Origin of the sequence: Janthinobacterium longum (assembly GCF_051380735.1) — a bacterium.
Taxonomy (GTDB): Bacteria; Pseudomonadota; Gammaproteobacteria; order Burkholderiales; family Burkholderiaceae_D; genus Janthinobacterium.
This window is the reverse complement of sequence record NZ_JBNYXQ010000002.1, coordinates 413,145-431,703: the sequence shown is the minus strand read 5'-3', so window position 1 is coordinate 431,703 and position 18,559 is coordinate 413,145. Positions and strand designations below refer to the sequence as shown.

20 protein-coding genes are annotated in these 18,559 nt (G+C 61.5%); 8 read left to right on the top strand and 12 right to left on the bottom strand.

Features of this window, described 5'->3' with window-relative positions; genetic code table 11:
- Window positions 1-13: 13 nt before the first annotated feature.
- Complete coding sequence (pdxR, locus tag ACQ4WM_RS10230) at window positions 14-1,489, bottom strand: MocR-like pyridoxine biosynthesis transcription factor PdxR (protein WP_436546556.1); 1,476 nt, start codon at window positions 1,487-1,489, stop codon at window positions 14-16.
- Window positions 1,490-1,587: 98 nt separating this feature from the next.
- On the opposite strand from pdxR, the gene ACQ4WM_RS10225 reads away from it, so the two are divergent.
- Window positions 1,588-1,740 carry a hypothetical protein gene (locus ACQ4WM_RS10225; protein WP_436546555.1) on the top strand — a complete coding sequence of 51 codons (153 nt, stop codon included), beginning with the start codon at window positions 1,588-1,590 and terminating at the stop codon, window positions 1,738-1,740.
- Window positions 1,740-2,297, top strand: a complete 558-nt coding sequence (locus ACQ4WM_RS10220; protein ID WP_436546554.1) for an FMN-binding negative transcriptional regulator — start codon at window positions 1,740-1,742, stop codon at window positions 2,295-2,297. The genes ACQ4WM_RS10225 and ACQ4WM_RS10220 overlap by 1 nt, the downstream gene beginning before the upstream one ends.
- A gap of 81 nt (window positions 2,298-2,378) precedes the next feature.
- On the opposite strand, the gene ACQ4WM_RS10215 is transcribed toward ACQ4WM_RS10220, so the two are convergent.
- Window positions 2,379-2,936 carry a winged helix-turn-helix transcriptional regulator gene (locus ACQ4WM_RS10215; protein WP_436546553.1) on the bottom strand — a complete coding sequence of 186 codons (558 nt, stop codon included), beginning with the start codon at window positions 2,934-2,936 and terminating at the stop codon, window positions 2,379-2,381.
- On the opposite strand from ACQ4WM_RS10215, the gene ACQ4WM_RS10210 reads away from it, so the two are divergent.
- Together ACQ4WM_RS10210 and ACQ4WM_RS10205 are read left to right on the top strand one after the other, a co-directional pair.
- Window positions 2,935-3,162, top strand: a complete 228-nt coding sequence (locus tag ACQ4WM_RS10210) for a hypothetical protein (RefSeq protein WP_436546552.1) — start codon at window positions 2,935-2,937, stop codon at window positions 3,160-3,162. The genes ACQ4WM_RS10215 and ACQ4WM_RS10210 overlap by 2 nt on opposite strands.
- Window positions 3,163-3,508: 346 nt before the next feature.
- Window positions 3,509-4,321, top strand: a complete 813-nt coding sequence (locus ACQ4WM_RS10205; protein WP_436546551.1) for a response regulator transcription factor — start codon at window positions 3,509-3,511, stop codon at window positions 4,319-4,321.
- 22 nt (window positions 4,322-4,343) lie between these two features.
- On the opposite strand, the gene pnuC is transcribed toward ACQ4WM_RS10205, so the two are convergent.
- Both pnuC and ACQ4WM_RS10195 read right to left on the bottom strand, forming a co-directional pair.
- On the bottom strand, window positions 4,344-4,925 hold the full coding sequence (pnuC, locus tag ACQ4WM_RS10200) for a nicotinamide riboside transporter PnuC (RefSeq protein ID WP_436546550.1): 582 nt from the start codon (window positions 4,923-4,925) through the stop codon (window positions 4,344-4,346).
- Between the two features lie 58 nt (window positions 4,926-4,983).
- Window positions 4,984-5,154 carry a hypothetical protein gene (locus tag ACQ4WM_RS10195; RefSeq protein ID WP_436546549.1) on the bottom strand — a complete coding sequence of 57 codons (171 nt, stop codon included), beginning with the start codon at window positions 5,152-5,154 and terminating at the stop codon, window positions 4,984-4,986.
- A gap of 210 nt (window positions 5,155-5,364) precedes the next feature.
- Between ACQ4WM_RS10195 and ACQ4WM_RS10190 the strand changes: the two genes are divergently transcribed.
- The gene (locus ACQ4WM_RS10190; RefSeq protein WP_436546548.1) at window positions 5,365-7,326 is read left to right on the top strand and encodes a hypothetical protein; all 1,962 of its coding nucleotides are present in this window, start codon (window positions 5,365-5,367) and stop codon (window positions 7,324-7,326) included.
- Between the two features lie 23 nt (window positions 7,327-7,349).
- Here ACQ4WM_RS10190 and bla read toward each other — a convergent pair whose 3' ends face one another.
- A complete protein-coding gene (bla, locus tag ACQ4WM_RS10185) occupies window positions 7,350-8,333 on the bottom strand; it encodes a subclass B3 metallo-beta-lactamase (RefSeq protein WP_436546547.1) in 984 nt (327 codons plus the stop codon).
- A gap of 77 nt (window positions 8,334-8,410) precedes the next feature.
- Between bla and ACQ4WM_RS10180 the strand changes: the two genes are divergently transcribed.
- Window positions 8,411-9,253, top strand: a complete 843-nt coding sequence (locus tag ACQ4WM_RS10180) for a metallophosphoesterase (RefSeq protein ID WP_436546546.1) — start codon at window positions 8,411-8,413, stop codon at window positions 9,251-9,253.
- 3 nt (window positions 9,254-9,256) lie between these two features.
- On the opposite strand, the gene ACQ4WM_RS10175 is transcribed toward ACQ4WM_RS10180, so the two are convergent.
- The 5 genes from ACQ4WM_RS10175 to lldD form a co-directional block, all read right to left on the bottom strand.
- Window positions 9,257-9,934, bottom strand: a complete 678-nt coding sequence (locus ACQ4WM_RS10175; RefSeq protein ID WP_436546545.1) for a type 1 glutamine amidotransferase domain-containing protein — start codon at window positions 9,932-9,934, stop codon at window positions 9,257-9,259.
- Between the two features lie 46 nt (window positions 9,935-9,980).
- Window positions 9,981-11,138 (bottom strand): iron-containing alcohol dehydrogenase, encoded by a 1,158-nt coding sequence (locus tag ACQ4WM_RS10170; RefSeq protein ID WP_436546544.1) that lies wholly within the window; start codon window positions 11,136-11,138, stop codon window positions 9,981-9,983.
- Between the two features lie 75 nt (window positions 11,139-11,213).
- Window positions 11,214-11,822, bottom strand: a complete 609-nt coding sequence (locus ACQ4WM_RS10165) for a TetR/AcrR family transcriptional regulator (RefSeq protein ID WP_436546543.1) — start codon at window positions 11,820-11,822, stop codon at window positions 11,214-11,216.
- A gap of 77 nt (window positions 11,823-11,899) precedes the next feature.
- A complete protein-coding gene (locus ACQ4WM_RS10160; RefSeq protein ID WP_436546542.1) occupies window positions 11,900-13,378 on the bottom strand; it encodes a serine hydrolase in 1,479 nt (492 codons plus the stop codon).
- Window positions 13,379-13,529: 151 nt separating this feature from the next.
- Window positions 13,530-14,675 (bottom strand): FMN-dependent L-lactate dehydrogenase LldD, encoded by a 1,146-nt coding sequence (gene lldD, locus ACQ4WM_RS10155; protein ID WP_436546541.1) that lies wholly within the window; start codon window positions 14,673-14,675, stop codon window positions 13,530-13,532.
- Window positions 14,676-14,778: 103 nt separating this feature from the next.
- Here lldD and ACQ4WM_RS10150 point away from each other — a divergent pair, with 103 nt between their 5' ends.
- Window positions 14,779-15,657, top strand: coding sequence for a LysR family transcriptional regulator (locus ACQ4WM_RS10150; protein WP_436546540.1), 879 nt, complete (start codon window positions 14,779-14,781; stop codon window positions 15,655-15,657).
- A gap of 111 nt (window positions 15,658-15,768) precedes the next feature.
- A complete protein-coding gene (locus ACQ4WM_RS10145) occupies window positions 15,769-16,314 on the top strand; it encodes a BrnT family toxin (RefSeq protein WP_436546539.1) in 546 nt (181 codons plus the stop codon).
- 64 nt (window positions 16,315-16,378) lie between these two features.
- Here ACQ4WM_RS10145 and ACQ4WM_RS10140 read toward each other — a convergent pair whose 3' ends face one another.
- Both ACQ4WM_RS10140 and ACQ4WM_RS10135 read right to left on the bottom strand, forming a co-directional pair.
- Complete coding sequence (locus ACQ4WM_RS10140; RefSeq protein WP_436546538.1) at window positions 16,379-17,158, bottom strand: enoyl-CoA hydratase; 780 nt, start codon at window positions 17,156-17,158, stop codon at window positions 16,379-16,381.
- A 202-nt stretch (window positions 17,159-17,360) separates the two neighbouring features.
- Window positions 17,361-18,557 carry an acetyl-CoA C-acyltransferase gene (locus tag ACQ4WM_RS10135; protein ID WP_436546537.1) on the bottom strand — a complete coding sequence of 399 codons (1,197 nt, stop codon included), beginning with the start codon at window positions 18,555-18,557 and terminating at the stop codon, window positions 17,361-17,363.
- Window positions 18,558-18,559 lie beyond the last annotated feature (2 nt).

The following is an 18,559-nucleotide window of genomic DNA, read 5'->3' as shown; positions in this document are numbered from 1 at the left end:
GTATCAGTATAGTTTATCGGCCGTGCAGCAGTTGGCCCAGCACGCGCAAACCATCATTGATTTCATCGGCAGCGAGCGCCGCAAACCCCAGCAGCAAACCGGCCGGCGTGGCGCAGGCGGCGCTGGCGCAGGGGTCGGCATAGTGGCCCAGCGGGCGCAGTTCGATGCCCCGCTCAAGACCGCCGCGCGAGACCGTATCTTCATCGTGCGTGCCGCGAAAATAGGCGCACAGTTCCAGGCCGCTGTCAGCCGGGCCGCAATACAGCTGGTCGTCGAGTTCACGCGCCAGGCCGCGCAGCAGCACGTCGCGCCGCCCGGCATTGCTGTCGCGCGTGCGGCGGATATGACGCGCAAAATGCCCTTCGGCGATAAAGTCGGCCAGCGCCATCTGCGGCACGATGGCCGTGTGGCGGTCGACCACTGCCTTGGCCTGCACCAGCGCTTCGGCCAGCGCCGGCGGCGCCACCATATAACCCAGCCGCAGCCCCGGAAACAGCACTTTCGACAACGTGCCCACATAGATCACGCAACCGGCCCGGTCCTGGCTTTGCAGCGAGGCCAGCGGCGCACCGGTGTAGCGGTATTCGCTGTCGTAATCGTCTTCCACCACCCAGGCCTTGTGGCGCGCGGCCCAGTCCAGCAGGGCCAGACGGCGCGGCAGGCTCATGCTCACACCCAGCGGCAACTGGTGCGACGGCGTCACGTACGCCAGCTTCGCATGCGGGCAGTGCGCCGCACCATACGCCACGTCCAGCCCTTCGCCATCGACCGGCACCGGAAACACCTGGGCCCCGGCGGCGCGCAAGGTGGCGCTGGCGCCACGGTAGCCGGGCGACTCCATCCACGCCGCATCGCCGGGCGCCAATAATATGGTCGACAGCAGGAACAGCGCCTGCTGCGAGCCCGAGGTGATGACGATCTGCTGCGGCGTGCAGCGCACCCCGCGCGACGCCTGCAGGTAGACGCACAGCAGTTCGCGCAGCGGCAAAAAGCCGGCCGGGTCGCCATAGCCGAAGCGGTGGTCGGGCCGGCGCCAGCGCCGTGCTTCGAGCCGGTTCCATACGTCGAACGGAAAGTGGTCGATGCGCGGCATGCCGACCCGAAACGCGCGCAAGGGACTGCGGTGAAACGCCACCGTCTCCATCGCTGTCACCACGCCCTGCCCGCGTGACGACAAGGGGCGCAGCAGGCCAGGCCGGGCTGGCCGCGCCTGCGCCACCGGCACCGGTACAGCGTGGCTGACAAACGTCCCCTTGCCCACCGCCCCAGCCAGATAGCCTTCGGCCATCAGCAGCGCATAGGCATTGAGCACGGTCTGTCGCGACACCGGTAACAAGGCGCAAAACGCGCGCGTCGGCGGCAGTTGCGTGCCCGGCGCCAGGCTGCCGTCGAGGATGGCAGTTTTCATGGCCGCATACAGCTGGCGGAACAGCGGCGTGGCCAGCGTGCGGTCGAGCGGTAGCGCGGCAATGACAAGGAAGGCGTTCATGATGGAAATTGGTAGCTTCAATTTAGTCTTTATTGGCTGTTTTAAATAGCCAACCGTATCACTACAATAATGCATTCTTGTTCCGTCCGGAGAGCCATATGCAGCAATTTTTCGCCACCGTTGCCTGGCAGCGCGACGGCCAGGATTTCGGCGGCCAGCGCTACAGCCGCGCTCACGCCTGGCAGTTCGCCCATGAACGCTGCCATATCGCCAGTTCGCTGAAGGCCGACGTGGTGGTGGAGGCGCGCTGATGTACACGCCGAACCGCTTTCGCGAAACGCGCCTGGAGGTGCTGCATGGCCTGATGGCGGCCCATCCGCTCGGTGCGCTGGTGCGCGTGGGAAAGGACGGTTTGATCGCCGACCATCTGCCGTTCGAGATCGCGCCGCCCACGCCCGAGGCACCGTTCGGGATTCTGCGCGCCCATGTGGCGCGCGCCAATCCACTGTGGCGCACCGGCGGCCTGGATACGCTGGCGATCTTCCAGGGGGCGCATGCGTACATCACGCCGGCCTGGTTTGCGGAAAAACAGCGCAGCGGCGAGGTGGTGCCGACGTTTGATTATGCAGCGGTCCATGCGCACGGCAAACTGCGCGTGATCGATGAGCCGGCCTGGCTGCTGGCCTTTTTGAATCGCCTCACCGACCGCCATGAAGCGGCCCAGGCACAGCCGTGGCAGGTCGGCGATGCACCCGCCGCGTATATCGACAAGCTGCTCAAAGCCATCGTCGGCATCGAAATTGCCATCACGCGCCTGGAAGGAAAATGGAAAACCAGCCAGTACCTCAGCGCACTGGAGCGGCCCTGACACTTGCAAAAAAAGGCCGCTTGCGCGGCCCAAGGAGGTAAGGAGTCAACCGGAAGTTCCGGCCCTGTCCGGGCAAGCAGCTCAGGCCAGATGGCTTTGCGTCACCCAGCCGCGATTGGCAACCGTCGCCTTCGGCTTCTGGGGGATGCCGCTGCTCTTTTCGGCCTGTTCGATAATGCTGCGCATGGTATCGCTGGCAGCCGGGCCGGGCGCGAACGCGTAGTACTCATCGTTGATGGGCAGGCCCGTCATCGCGTCGACCAGCACCGGGTCGGCGGCCAGGCCGGTATCGCGGCTGGCGATCACCAGGCTGGCGCCTTCGGGCGCGAAGTTCTCGTTGCCCCAGGCGATAAATGCCAGCAGCACCGGCTTGAAGGCGCGGCCCGACTTGGTCAGCACATAGTCGTAGCGCGGCGGCTTGGCGCAGTACAGGCGGCGCGTCATCAATCCCCCTTCCACCAGGTCGGCCAGGCGCCGGGTCAGAATGGTGGGGGCGATCTTGAGGCTTTTTTCAAACTCGTCGAAGCGCGTCTTGCCATAAAACGCTTCGCGCAGGATAAGGATGCTCCACCACTCGCCGACCTTGCCCAGGCTGCGCGCAATCGGGCAGGGTAAATTATTGAAGTTGGTATGTTTCATGATCATTCCTCACATGGTGACTGAACAACAACTAAATTACTCCACCAAAAATTGTCTGGTGCGCATGGTGATGGTGACGGGAGAAATCTGCATGGCACGCACCTTTGGCGGCCATGCCGGGCGTTACGTTGATGGTGGTGGTGTTCGAACCGTGCAGGCCCGTTGCTGCCTTGCCGGTCACGGGCAGGCAGGCAGCGGCAGCGAAAGGGGAAAGTTCAGCACGTAACATGGCACCTCCTGATGTTTCGGCATCAATGAACAGCCGCTCTTGTGGAGAGGCCTGAGGATAGTCACGGTATTGGTGGCGTTTTTTGGGGCACGCAAACCAGGACAACATTACTACAGCTGGCATTCAGGGCTGCCGGGCATCGAGCAGCCTCGCCTGAATGGCAAACAGTTTTTTCGTCAGCGACATTGCTTTTAATCAATGTATGTCTCGATTATTCGTTATCCTTGGAAAAGCTGCTTCTTCTGGCGGCGAAACATCTTTTGAATCGCGAGAAAAACAGAAAATAATTTGAATGCAGTGCATAATAAAGAACCAATTGTTTTTATGCCAAGCCATCCATGCCATGCTTATGACCAGTGAAAACGGCAAGAAAAACATCCTGATCGTGGACGACTCCGCCTTCGAACAGCGCATGCTGACGGAGCTGCTGAGTGACGAACCCTATCGTTTCAGCGTGGCCTACAATGGCTACCAGGGTTACCAGCTGGCGCTGGCCACGCATCCCGATCTGATATTGCTCGATGTGCGCATGCCCGAAATGGATGGCTACACAGCCTGCCGATTGCTCAAGGCCAATCCCGAGACCGAACATATTCCCGTGATTTTTCTCAGTGGCGCAGATGCCGCCGATGAGCGTGTGAGAGGACTGCAGGTGGGCGGGGTTGACTTTATTTCGAAACCATTCACGCCAGCCGAACTGGCCGCGCGCATCCATGTCCACCTGGGCCTGGTGCGGCGCACCAGCAGCAGCGCGCCGGGCGATACGGCGGAACACCGAAAGCAGCCGCAGCATCCCGACCTGGTGTTCGTCAACGCCGTCAAGCAGCTGATACTCGACAATTTAGGCAGCATGCCCAGCCTGGCCGAAATCGCCCGCAGCGTCGGTACCTACCGCGAAAAACTGTCCCTGATGTTCCGCAAGCACACGGGCATGACCGTGTTTGCGTTTATCCGCGAAGCGCGCATCGCGCGCGGCGTGGAACTGCTGCAGCAGACCGACATCGATGTGCAGGATATCGCGCTGCTGATCGGGTTTAACAACGCAGGCAATTTTGCCACTGCCTTTCGCGAACGCATGGGCGTCACACCCACCGCCTACCGCCAGGGCCTGCTGGAACAGCGCAACCGGCCGTCCAAAAGCTCCGTGCGACACTGAGCCGCCACTACTTGCCGGTCACTCAGATTGCATCGGGCAAAGCGCTGGCACGCCTTGCCTGCACATGCCACCAGTACCACGACACCAGCGCATTGATCCAGTAAGCCGCATACAGCACGGCCGTCAGGTACAGGCCGCGGCTGTAATACAAGGGTACGGAGACTGTATTGACCAGCAGCCAGAAGCCCCAGGTTTCCAGGCGCCGGCTCATCAGCAGGAACTGCGCAATGATGCTGAACACCAGCACTGCCGAATCGATGAACGGCGCGTAGGCATTGGTAAACGTATGCAGCAGCATGCCGTAGATGGCGACCGCGACGACGCCAGCCGGCACGATCCACGCGAGGCTGCGCCAGCCGGTGCGCGTGATCGGCAAGGGCTTGCCAGCTGCGCCGCGCCGCCACTGCAGCCAGCCGATGGCGCAGGTAACGATAAAGAACAGTTGCAGCATCACGTCTGCATACAGGTTAACCTGGTAGAACAGCACGGCAAACAGCACACAGCCGACCATGCCGATCCACCAGGAATGAATGTTATTGCGGCCGGCCAGGATAATGGAAGCGGTCATCAGCACATTGGCGGCAATTTCGAGCGGGGCAGTCAAGCGGTTTTCCTTTGCGGTGAGGGGCGGAGCAGCGCTGCCACTATAGCCGATTTGCCCTTCAGCTACCCTCCTTCACCCGTCCCGCCAGCAACTGCTGCAAGTGATGCTTGCCGGCCCGCCGCGCCGCGCGTGGCGAGGCCTCGGATTGATGCGCGCCGGCGCCGCCGCGCAGTTTCGCGGCCGCCACCAGCGGGTTGCGTGGCTTGGGTTTTTTCAGTTTCAGTTTCATGGTGCTTCCTTTCGACGGCTTGCGTCCAACCGGCCTTGCCTGCCGCGCATGAAAAACGCGCGCCAAAAAACAAAACCCCGGCGAGTTTCCTCACCGGGGTTCGAAGGAACGCCGGCTCGGGATCGATGACCCCGAGCAGCATGCACGGGGCTAGTGGTGATTCAAATTGTGGCTAGCCTGGTGTTGCATGCTGTTTCCTTTCATTGTTGGGTGGATGAACTGACCGAGCTGCGATTCTGCGCCACTGACGCAGGCCCTGTCAATCGGGCACATGATAAAACGACACGCTGTCGTAAAAAACATGATCTTGCCTTGCTTCATTTTTCATGGGTATTTCTATATATTGTTGATGACCTGAGCTTGTGCTACGCGTTCTGCGTTTCCCGGGATGCTGGAGTGATGATGACGACGCGTTTGGCGACACTGATAATGTTCATGCTGGTAACGAGTTCTGCGGCGCGCGCCGACGAGCTGTTTCCGGCGCAGCCGGCCACTTTCAACGCCTGCTATGAGGCGGGACAGCACTGGATACGCGCCAGGATGCCCGAGCTCAATGCCAGCGTCCAGCCTTCACGCGAGCAATTCAATGCGGCCCTGGCGGCGTGTACCGCGCGCGTGCCGGCAGCTGCGCAATGGAAGTGGCCGGTCGAATTGGCTTACCTTGGCAAGGCTCCGTACAAGAATTTTTTTATGCAGGATGGTCGAGGCGACTGGTTCGTCGCCAGCTATACCGAGTCGTCCGATTCGGCGCTGACCTATCTGCGCATGCCGAAAAACGGCAAGAAGGCCGAGTTGACTTCGTCGGTGCCGCTGAACGGCTATTTTTTCGGTTTCGACTTCGCCCCCTACGAGATGAACAAGGCCGGCCGCGCCTTCGGATCATTGACGGCTTTTCTGACGAAGCAGGCGTCGACGCTGTACTTCGAGCTGCTTGGGCGAGTCGACGGCGCCGGCCGACTGCTGCTGCAAAGCCAGCGCGAGGTGATCGCCTACGATACGCAGAACAAGACCTGGTTCTGGAGGAAGTGCCTGTTGCAGCTGGCGCCCGCGCCAGACAACGACCTGCCGAAAATCATCGAGAAGTGCCGGACCACCGATGCTGCAAACGTCGCCTCCCTCGTGTCAGGCACTGCCATTTCCACGCGCGCCCCGACCAGCAAAACCTTGCAGTGGAACGGCAAGTCTTTCGAGGAGGGCGAGCCCACCGCATGGCTGGCCGAGCGCAACGCCCCTCCGATCAAATTCCCCGCCATCCTGAGCCGCACTGTCAAGGGCGAGGCGACCGGGCAGGACGGCCTGCAGTTCCGGCGTATCACGCAAACGCAGGGGCCCAGGGGCCGCAACCCGGTGGTGACGAATGAAACGATCGAGATTTTGAAAGGCCTGCCCGCTGAAGCGGCGCGCAAGATCAATGCGGACATTGCCAGGACTGTTGCCGGCGCGACCGACGGCACGATTGAGCCGGAAGTGAGGGACGAACAAGGCAGCAAAACCCTTTACTACGGCGAAATGATCTCGAGGGCGCAATTGGCAAGCTTTGCGCGCGGTTTTGTCGTCGTGCGTTTTTCTTCATCGACGATGGCGCCCCTGCACCGAAGTTACGATGACACGGCATATGTCTTGTATGACGCACGCTCCGGCGTGCGGCGCGACATGGCTGCGCTGTTCAACACGCCGCGCGAACTGGACCTGTTTGCTTACGGCGCCACGGCCAGGTTCAAGGCGCCCTACCTGTTTCCAAAGCGATGGAGCGTCAAGGACGCCGGGCAGTCGACCGGATCGCTCATCGTGATCCCCAGGCCGGCCGGGCTTGAGGTGCTCGCCGGCGACGGCGCTGGCGGCCACTATGTTGAAGACTCGCTGGGCATGGTGCCCAACGCCGACATCGCGTCAACCTTGCGGACCGGGCAGCTGCAACCGCGCCTGCAATGTGCGCCCGGGATGGAGCGTCCCGAGGAACAGCGCCTGTGTGCGGAAAAACTCGTCGGCGACTACGAGACCTTGCTGCGGCGATGGCAATCGCGCCTGGAAGACGTGGCGGGGAATGCCGCCGCAGCCGACAAGCTGAGCGAGGAGCACGCGGCGTTCCTGGAAAAAATCGCCGCATGTCCCGACAAGGACCGTGCTTGCCTCAAGCAGCGCCTGGACGAGCAGTCAGCGGCTTTACACTAAATATCGCGCACGCCATCACGCCATCAGCGAGCCCCGCCAGGCGCTTGCCCAGCTTCTCCGCCCTGCCCGGTCTGCACTTTTTCTGCAGCCTGTTCCTTGGCGATGCGCGCATCCAGTTTGGCTTCATTTTTGGCCGCATAGCTGCGGCAAGCCTGCGCATCGATCATGGGATTGGGCGACACGCCCATCACCAGTTGCGCAAGCTTCTGGTCGGCGCCGGAATGATCGGGATGGGCGGAAATAAGGATGTCGCATGGCAGGCGCGCGAAGTCCTGCATCACGCGGCGAAAGGCCGGTGTCAGGTCGGCATGGCGCTCGTCGGCCAGGTAATGAAAATCGTCGGCCGCCACCGGCGTCAGGCTGGCACCAAACACCACGTTCAGGCAGTCGGTGCGCGCTTCATCCTCGCACGATACCCAGGTCCAGCTGGTGCTGCCCGGTGTGTGGCCGGGCGTATGGCGCGCCGTGACGCTCACTTCTCCCAGTTGCAGCACCTCGCCGTCGGCAATCTCTCGCACGTTTTCCACGGCCGGCATGCCGTCGATTTCGCCGGCTTGCGGATCGTCGCTCAGCACCGCGCCCGCGCGCAAGGCCTGCGCACCGAGGGGACTGGCAACGACTTGCGCACCGCTGTCACGGGCCAGCGCAGCGATGCCGCCCGAATGGTCGAAATGCGCTTCCGTGTTCAGGATGAACTTGATGTCCTCGATGCGAAAACCCAGTTCAAGGATATGCTCCTTGATGGCCGCCACCGATTGCGGCAGCGCGCCGTCGATCAGGATCAGGCCATCGCGCGTATGGATCAGCACGACACTGAGGCCACCAACGCCCACGTAATACGTGTCGCCATGGATGCGTACCGGCTGCTGCGGCCGGTTCCACTGCTCGGCATAGGGCGAGGCGATGGCGCGGGTCAGGGGATCGTCGGCGGCCCGCGCCAGGGCAGACGATGACAGCGGCAGCATGGCCAGCGCGATCAGCAATGTGGAAAAGGCGAAAGGCGGCATGCGGCTCCAGTCAGATAATTTTTTTCAGGAAACACAGAGTACCGTTGCCATCGCCTGCCGGTCAAGCTTGCGTTAGGATGGACGCTTGTCCACTGCCGCGCACCCTGAGCCTGCGCCTGTTTGCCATGCGTTTGCTGATCCTGTCCGACCTGCACCTGGAAATGTGGCGCGAGAACGCGCCTGCCATCGACCTGTCCGGCCGTCCCGATGCGGTAATCCTGGCTGGCGATATCGACACGGGCAGCAATGCGATCACTTGGGCTGTACGCACTTTCGGCGCTCTGCCGGTGCTGTATGTGCATGGCAATCACGAGGGCTATGGCCACCAGCTGGAACGGATGCAGGCGGCGATTCAGGACGCCTGCACCAGCGCCAATGCGGATGGCGCCAATATTCGCTTGCTTGATGGTGATACGGTGGAGTTGAATGGCGTGCGCTTTCTGGGTGCCACCTTGTGGACGGATTTTTTGCTGTTCGGCGAGGATCGTCTTGAAGAGGCATTGAACGCGGCGCAAGCATATATGCCCGACTACCAGCACATCAGCACCGGCGGAAATACACCGCGCCTGCTGTGCGCGCAGGATACGGCCGCCCTGCACGCGCGGCACAGGGCATGGCTGTCAGAGCAACTGGCGCAGCCATTCGACGGGCCGACCGTGGTGATCACGCATATGGCGCCGTCAATGCACTCGGTGGAACAGCGCTACGCCACCAATCTCGGCTCGCCCGCGTTTGCTTCGCGGCTCGACGAACTGGTGGCGCAGGCCGACCTGTGGGTGCATGGCCATATGCATGCGTCGCTCGATTACCGCATCAAGGCTTGCCGCGTGGTCTGCAATCCCTGCGGCTATCAGCGATTCGACGGCACGCCGGAAAATCAACAGTTCAATCCCGGCATGATCATCGAGCTTACGACATAAATATCAGCCCAGCAGCTTGATCAGCGCTTCTGCCGCCGCTTCCGACGATGCCGGATTCTGGCCGGTGATCAGCAAGCCATCGGTGATCGCGTATGGCTGCCAGTCACCCAGCTTGGAGTAGTCGCCGCCGTTTGCCTTGAGCATGTCCTCGACCAGGAAAGGCACGATATTGGTCAGGCCTACCGCCTCTTCCTCGGTGTTGGTAAAGCCGGTCACGCGCTTGCCGTTGACCAGCGGCTTGCCGTCGACGCCTTTTACATGGCGCAGCACGCCAGGCGCGTGGCAGACAGCAGCGACCGGTTTGCCGGCGGCGATCATCTGCTCGATCAGCGCGATCGAATGCTGGTCTTCGGCCAGGTCCCACAACGGACCGTGGCCGCCCGGGTAAAACACGGCGTCAAAATCGGCCACTTTCACGTCGGCCAGCTTGCCGGTATTGGCCAGTACGCCCTGGGCGGCAGGGTCGGCCTTGAAACGGCGGGTGGCGTCCGTTTGCGCATCGGCTTCATCGCTTTTCGGATCGAGCGGCGGCTGGCCGCCCAGTGGCGAGACCACCGTCAGCGTGGCGCCCGCTTCTTTCAGCGCGTAGTAAGGCGCGGCGAATTCCTCCAGCCAGAAGCCGGTTTTTTTGCCAGTGTCGCCCAGTTTGTCGTGCGAGGTCATTACCATCAGGATGTTCATGTTGTTTCCTTTTCAGTGAGCTTGCGAGTGAGATTGCAATAAGGGATTACAGTGCTGCTTCGAGTATGCGGCGGCTGCGTGCGAGGTCGATATCGCGATGCTCGCCCAGTGCCGTCATGCCATGTGCTTCAAGTTGCTTCAATACCGCTTCCACCGCCTCCTGGCCCAGGTCATACGCGGCCAGGCGGGTCGGAATACCAAGGCCTTCAAAGAAGGCGCGGGTGCGGGCGATGGCTGCGTCTATGCGTTCTTCGTCGCTGCCTTCGGTGATGTTCCACACGCGCTCGCCATACTGTAGCAACTTGCCGCGTTTCTGTTCGCGCTGCACGTCCAGCAGTGCGGGCAGCACCAGCGCCAGGGTGCGCGCATGGTCGATGTCGTACAGGGCCGTCAGTTCATGGCCGATCATGTGGGTGGCCCAGTCCTGCGGCACGCCAGCGCCGATCAGGCCATTCAGGGCCAGGGTGGCGGTCCACATCAGGTTGGCGCGGGTCTCGTAATCGTCGGGCGAGGCAATCGCCTGCGGCGCGATCTCGACCAGGGTTTGCAGCAGCCCTTCGGCAAAGCGGTCCTGCACCCGTGCCTGCACCGAATAGGTCAGATACTGTTCGGTGGTATGCACAAAGGCGTCGACCAGGCCATTGGCGACCTGTTTGGCCGGCAAGGTAAACGTCTTGCCCGGGTCGAGCACGGAAAACTGCGGGTACAGCAGCGGGCTGCGAACGCTCAGTTTGTCGTGCGTGGCTTTTTTGGTGACCACGCCGCCACTGTTCATTTCCGAACCGGTGGCCGGCAGGGTCAGCACCGCGCCAAACGGCAGGGCTTGCCCGATATTGGCGCCGCCGCGTTCGGCAATTTCCCAGGGCTCGCCGTCATACAGGGCAGCGGCGGCAACGAACTTGGTGCCATCGATTACCGAGCCACCGCCGACGGCCAGCAGGAAGTCACGTTTTTCGCTACGCACCTGTTCCACCGCGCGCATCAGGGTTTCATAGCTGGGATTCGGTTCGATACCGCCAAACTCCTGCACGCTGCGCTGGCCCAGCGCGGCGCGCACTTCGGCCAGGGTACCGGTCTTCTCGGCGCTGGCGCCGCCGTACAGAATCAGCACGCGCGCGTCCTGCGGCACCAGGGTGGACAGTTTTTCGACCGTGCCGGCGCCGAAAACGATTTTCGTCGGGTTATGGAATTCAAAATTCTTCATGATTTTTCCTTTATTATTAGACTGGTCGTCTATGTTCGGTGTCAAAAAAAGCGGATGACGTACATCCGCCTGCCTTTATTGCTCACTTGCCAAAGGCAGTGCCAGCATCGCCAGCGTCGATTGCCATGCTGTCTTCAAGGCGCTGTCGTCGCGCCGCAGCTTGGTCAGCATGGCCGCGCCCAGCCACAATTGGTACAGGGTCGAGGCCATATGCGCCGGATCTTCCACCGATGGCAGGGAATCGTCCACCCTGCCCTGGGCGATGGCCAGCGCCAGCCTGGCGATAATGCGGCTCGTGCCATCGAGCAAGGTCATGCGCATCGGCTCGGACATGTCCGCCACTTCGCTGCTCAGCTTGACTACCAGGCAACGGCAGTCACACCCGCTGCCATCGAGGCTTGCGCTGGTCCACGTGGCCCAGTAATCCATCAGCGACTGCGCCGCGCTCTGGCCAGGCCGGGTCAGCACAACTTCCATGTCTGCCAGGTAGCCCTGCACGTAATCGGCCAGCATCGCTTCGCCAAACAATTCCTTGGACTTGAAGTAATGGTAGAACGAGCCCTTCGGCACGGCAGCGGCCGACAGTATCTCATTCAGGCCCACGCCGGCAAAACCCTTGCGCGTGATAATGACCTTGCCCTGGTCGAGGATGTGCTGGCGAACGTCGGTGTATTCGGCTTTCATGAAACAAAGTATAGCACGATTAGACCAGTCGTCTACAATTTAATGCCGTTGCCTGCCATGCGTCGGCGACAGCAGCTTCAGTGCACCTGCAGCACTTGCAGACGTTCTCTGGCATGGCCATTGCCGGCATCGAGCGCCAGCGAGCGCGTGTAGTTGGCGATGGCGCCCGGCTTGTCGCCTGCCAGTTCGAGGATTTCGGCCAGGCTGTCGTAGGCATTCGCGCTGGCCGGATGCAGGCTGGCATTCAGGCGCAGGATGGCCAGGGCCTGAGGCACTTGCTCCTGGGTGCTCAATTTGTAGCCCCAGACGTTGAGCGCCTCTTCATCGGGCAAGGCGGCTGCATCGTGTGCCTGCAATTTTGCCCACGCCTGCGGCGCCTGTTCGAAGCCGCGCTGCAACAGCAACTTACGCAGGGGCAGCACTGCCGGCGGCAAGCCGAAGCCTGTCGACGGATGCATCGCCGGCACATAGAAGCCCGCGATTTCATCGATAAACAGCTCCGGATTGACGCCCTGCAGATTGGTCAGCACTACCACCGACAGATCATCCTCGGGATACACGAAGAAAGCCGAGCGCATGCCGCCAATAGGGCCTGCCGCGCGATGCGCACTACGCGCCGTCACGGGCCAGCCCAGCGCCGAACCATTGAGCAAGTCATTCGGTCCTTGTGTCTTGCCATTGTTGAGTACGTATGGACTCCACATGGCTTGCAGGCTGGACTTGTGTTTCAACAGCTTTCCGTTTTGCAGGGCGAGCAGCCATTGCGCGATATCGCCAGCGTTGGAGACTATGCCGGCGGCGGTACGGAAGTAGACGGGAAAAGTGACATACGCGGTAGAGAGGCGCTTGCCTGTGAGCCATTTTCCGCCCTCGTTATGCAAATAAGTGTACGCTCCCGCCGAATGCGGAATCACATCGGAGGAATCACCGAAACGTGTATGCATCAGCCCGGCAGGCTTGAACTGCCGGTTTTCCACGAAGTGCACGAAGCTTACGCCCGTGAGCTTTTCAATGATCCTGCCGATGATGACATACCCGGTCTGGTTATAGCTGTAGCGCTCTCCCGGCGTAAACTCGAACGGCAAGGCCTTGACCCTGCTCCAGCTCAGCGCCTCATCGTCGCCACCCAGCAGGTTTTCCTTTTCGTCGATGATATTGGGCAGGCCGGACGTGTGCGTCATCAACTGGCGTATCGTCAACGCGCGCCAGGAAGGCGGCAAGTCGTCCAGATACAGCGAGATGGGATCGTTGAGCTTGAGCTTGCCCTCCTCCACCAGCTGCATGACAGCCACGCCGGTAAACGCCTTGGTGCAGGAGTTGATCGAAAAAATGCTGTCGTTGGTGGCCGGCACGCCGTTTTCCACGTTGGCGATGCCGGCAGCGGCCAGTTCGACGACCTTGCCATGCTGGATGACAGCCACTTGTAGCGCAGGAATCTTCTGCTGGACCATCTTCTGCCTGAGGAAGGCCATGACGTCTTCGGACGTGCCTTGGGCACCTTGCGCCCAGACCGGGAAGGCCAGGCACAAGCCACTGATCAATGCTGCCACTTTCATCTTGCATCCATTCGGTTTGACAGGTGCCAGGGCCGCAGGAGCGAATCTGAAGCACCTCGGCAATCAGACTACCAGATTGTGGTGGTTTGCAAAACAAGAAGATCTGCGGCGGCCATGCATGAGATGAAACCGGCAGCGCGCGTACAGCCGGTTAAAGTCCACGTCCGCCCACCAGGATAGACTCATCGATCTGGTCGATCGAGGTCACGCCGGTCAGCGTCATGGCCACTCGCATTTCGCGGGCAAAAATGTCGAGCAGGTTTTCCACGCCATGGCGCCCATCGGCCGCCAGCGCATAGGCCGACGAGCGTCCCAGCAGCACGGCGCGGGCGCCCAGCGCCAGCATGCGCACCACATCGAGCCCGGAACGCACGCCCGAATCGGCCAGCACCGTCAGGTCGCTGCCGACCGCCTGCGCAATCGCCGGCAGCGCGTGGGCGGTGGACGGCACGCCGTCGAGCTGGCGCCCGCCGTGGTTCGACACGACGATGCCGTCGGCGCCGAAACTGACCGCATCCCTGGCGTCCTGCGCATCGAGTATGCCCTTGATGATCATCGGGCCTTTCCAGAAGTCGCGTATCCATTCCAGGTCGCTCCAGCTGATCGACGGATCGAAGTTGTTCGCCAGCCAGCCGATATAGTCTTCCAGCGTAATCGCCTTGCCCAGGTATTTGGAGATATTGCCCAGGTCGTGGGGCCGCCCCATCAGCCCGACATCGTATGCCCAGGCCGGCTTGCTTATCGCCTGCAGCATGCGGCGCGGTGCGGCATACGGCCCGGACATGCCCGAATGCGCATCGCGGTAGCGCGCACCCGGCGTCGGCATGTCGACCGTGAACACCAGGTTGGTGACGCCGGCCGCCTGCGCCCGTTCCAGCGCATTGCGCATGAAACCGCGATCTTTCAGCACATACAGCTGGAACCAGATCGGCGCGCTGCTTTGCGACGCGACCTCTTCGATCGGGCATACCGACACGGTGGACAGGCAATACGGCACGCCCTTGCTGGCCGCTGCCTGCGCCACCTGGACTTCGCCACGGCGCGCAAACATGCCCGTCAAACCCACCGGACTCAAAATCACCGGCATGGCCAGCTTCTGGCCGAACAATTGCGTTTCCAGGCTCAGCTGGCCGACGTTTTTCAGTATTCGCTGGCGCAGGCTGACCGATGCCAGGTCGGCGCAGTTGGCAGCCAGGGTGCGCTCGGCGTAGGCGCCGCCGTCGATATAGTCGAACAGGAAGCGCGGCAGCTTGCGGCGTGCCGCTGCGCGGTAATCGGAGGCGGACGAGATGATCATGATGGAAAGCCAGGCCGGTGTTTGGAGATGAACAGGATAAGCTTGCCTTTGTTATGATGCAAACAAATTATTCTTCTAATATCCAGTCGCAAATGGAATACCGATGAATCTACGAACGCTGCGCATCTTTGTCGAAGTCGTGCGCCAGGGCGGTTTTTCGCAGGCGGCAGCGACGGTGTCGCTGACCCAGTCGGCTGTCAGCAAGGCCGTCAGGACGCTCGAAGACGAACTGGGCCTGCCCCTGCTGAACCGCCTCGGCCACCGCATCGAACTGACGCCGGCCGGTGACATCACCTATCGCCGCGCGCAAACGATGCTGGCCGAACGCCAGGACCTGTTGGTCGAGCTCGATGAACTGAAGGGCTTGCAACGGGGCGTGCTGAGAATCGGCATTCCACCAGTTGGCAGCGGCGTGGTGTTTGCCGCCATGTTCGCCGCTTACCGCAGCCGCTATCCCGATATCGAGATCGCAATGCTGGAACACGGCGGCCAGAAACTCAACCAGTGCCTGCACGACGGCGAGATCGACGTGGCGGCCATCCTGGCCCCCGTGCATGCCGACTTTGATTTCCAGGAAGTGCGGGTGGAACCACTGGTAGCGCTGATGTCGGCCAGCCATCCGCTGGCGGGCAGCGAGCGCGTCGACTTCACGCAACTGGCCGCCACCCCGTTCATCCTGTTCGAAGGCGGCTTCGCGCTGAACCGCATCATTCTCGACGCCTGCGCGCGCCGCGGCGTGCAGCCGAAGATCACCGCGCGCAGCGCCCAGATCGACTTTATCGTCGACCTGGTGGCAGCAGGCTTGGGCGTGGCATTCTTCCCGCGCATGCTGGCGGAAAAATACACGCACGCCGGCATCTGGCGCGCGCCACTCGATGAACCGCACACCGACTGGCACATGACACTGGCCTGGCGCCGGCAAGCGTACCTGCCGCCGGCAGCGCGCGCCTGGCTGGAGCTGGCGGCGCAGATCGGTAACTGACACTGAGCCGGCCTGACGGCATCCGGGCAAATTGGACCATGGCAGAGCAAGAAATAAATGTAGATACGGAAAATATTTGACATCATTATTTTCTGTATCTACAATATATTGATGCTGATTACTTTTGATCCCAACAAAAATATTCTGAACATCAGAAATCACGGCGTCTCGTTAGCCGAAGCGGAATTCATGGATTGGGACAATGCCCTGATATGGTTCGACGGGCGCGAGGATTATGGCGAAGATCGCCACGTCGCGTTAGGCAGTATCGGAAACACACTTTATTACGCTGCTTTCTGTGAGCGAGGTGAGGAAACTCGCATGATCAGCATGCGAAGAGCGACCAACAAGGAGGTAAAAAATATGTCGATGCGACCTGAAATCAGGATGAATACCCCGGAGGAAGAGGCAGCAATCATGTCGGCCGCGTTAGCTGACCCTGACGCGCTGCCACTGACGGATGAGCAGTTGGCACAGTTCCAGCCGGCTGCGCGTCGGCCACGCGGCCGCCCTGCTTTGCCAGTGACAAAAATCGCGATGAACCTGCGGCTCGACCCTGCAGTCGTTCTCGCATTCAAATCCACCGGTGACGGATGGCAGACGCGGATGAATGATGTGTTATTGGAGCATGCCAGGACGCATGGCATGCTGGCATGACTATCTGAGAAAGCCTGGTTTTCTGGATAGTGTCACTCTACGCCCAAGAACCAGGCAGACCTGATCAGGCAAACTTCTTGAAATCCGGCTTCCTCTTTTCAAAGAACGCCGTAAACGCTTCCTTCGCTTCCGGCCCACCCAGCATGGCGCCAAACAGCGCGTTTTCGTCGGCGATGGCCGCCTTGATCGGCTCCATGCGGCTTTGCTTCATCAGGCGCTTGGTGGCGCGGATCGAGGCCGCTGGCAGGGCCACCAGCTTGGCCACCTGCGCTTGCGCGAACGGGATCAGTTCATACAGTGGCAGCACTTTCGATACCAGGCCCATCTCCAGCGCTTCCTGGGCCGGGAACGCTTCGCCGAGCATCAGTTTTTCTGCTGCGCGCGGGTAGCCGGCCAGCTGCGTGAACAACAGGCTGGAGGCAAATTCCGGGCACAGGCCCAGCTGGGTGAACGGCATCGAGAAGCTGGCGTTGTCGGCCGCGTAGACCAGGTCGCAGTGCATCAGCATGGTGGTGCCGATGCCGATGGCCGGGCCGGAAACGGCCGCCACCACCGGTTTGCTGCAGCCATACAGCGCGCGCATGAACTGGAATACCGGGCGATCAATGTCGACCGAGCCGTCTTGTGGGCGCGCCGTCTTCATGAAGTCGTCGAGGTCATTGCCGGCCGTGAAAATCTCGCGCTTGCCGGTGATTAAAATGGCGCGTACGTCGGTGTCGGTTTCGGCCGCCACCAGCGCGTCGGCCAGGGTCTGGTACATGGCGCCGGTGATGGCGTTCTTGCGTTCCAGGCGGTTGAATTCCAGCGTCAATATGCCATCGCTCTTGCTGCACAAAATATCCATGGTGTCTCCAAAAAAATAAAGGGCGCCGAGGTATCCCCAGCGCCCAAGTTTTGACCAAGCCAATCTGACCTCTTGCGTCACGACGCCTGGCAGAAGCGTAGCGAGCGGCCGCGAGTTGTGGCCGAGAAGCGCAGCTGTGCGAAGGCACAGTGAGCATCGCAGGCCGCAAATCGCAACGCGCAGTAGCTTATGCCAGGTGTCATCAAACGCGTTCGAAGATTCCTGCTGCACCCATGCCGGCGCCCACGCACATCGTCACCATGCCGTACTTCTGCTTGGTGCGCTGCAGCGCGTGGATCACGGTGGCGGCGCGGATGGCACCGGTCGCGCCCAGCGGGTGGCCGAGGGCAATCGCGCCGCCCATCGGGTTCACTTTCGACGGGTCCAGGCCCAGGTCGCCGATCACGGCCAGCGCTTGCGCGGCAAACGCTTCGTTCAGTTCGATCCAGTCCAGCTGGTCCTGCGTGATGCCGGCGGCAGCGCAGGCGGCAGGAATGGCGAACTTCGGACCGATGCCCATGATTTCAGGCGGCACGCCGCGCACGGCGAACGACGAGAATTTGGCCAGCGGCGTCAGGTTATGCTCGCGCAGGATTTTTTCGGAAACGATCAAGAGCGCACCGGCGCCGTCCGACATCTGCGAGCTGTTCGCGGCGGTCACGCTGCCCTTGGCGGCAAATACCGGTTTCAGTTTGGCCAGCGACTCCATGGTCGAATCGGCACGTGCGCCTTCGTCGGTGTCGACCGTGCGGCGCGACACATCAACCTGGCCGGTGGCCAGGTTAGGCGTACGCGTGATGATCTCGACCGGCGTGGTTTCGGCCTTGAAGAAGCCAGCTTGCTGGGCGGCGATGGCGCGGCGGTGCGATTCGACCGAGAACGCGTCCTGCTGCTCGCGCGTCACTTTCCATTGCTGCGCCACTTTTTCGGCCGTCAGGCCCATGCCGTAGGCCATGCCGATGTTTTCATCGCTGAACATGTCCAGGTTCATCGACGGGTGGTGGCCCATCATCGGCACCATCGACATCGATTCGATGCCGCCGGCGATCATCACATCGGCTTCGCCGACGCGAATGCGGTCAGCCGCCATGGCGATCGCGGTAATGCCCGATGCGCAGTAACGGTTGATGGTCACGCCGCCGACGCTTTTCGGCATGCCGGCCAGCAGTACCGACTGGCGGGCGATATTGAAGCCCTGTTCCGCTTCCGGAAACGAGCAGCCGATAATCGCGTCGGTAATCAGTGCCGGATCGAGGCCAGGCGCTTGCGCCAGGGCTGATTGCAGCACGCGCACCAGCAGGTCGTCGGGACGGGTGTTGCGGAACATGCCGCGCGGCGCCTTGCCGATCGGCGTGCGGGTGGCGGAGACGATATAGGCGTCTTGAAGTTGTTTGCTCATAG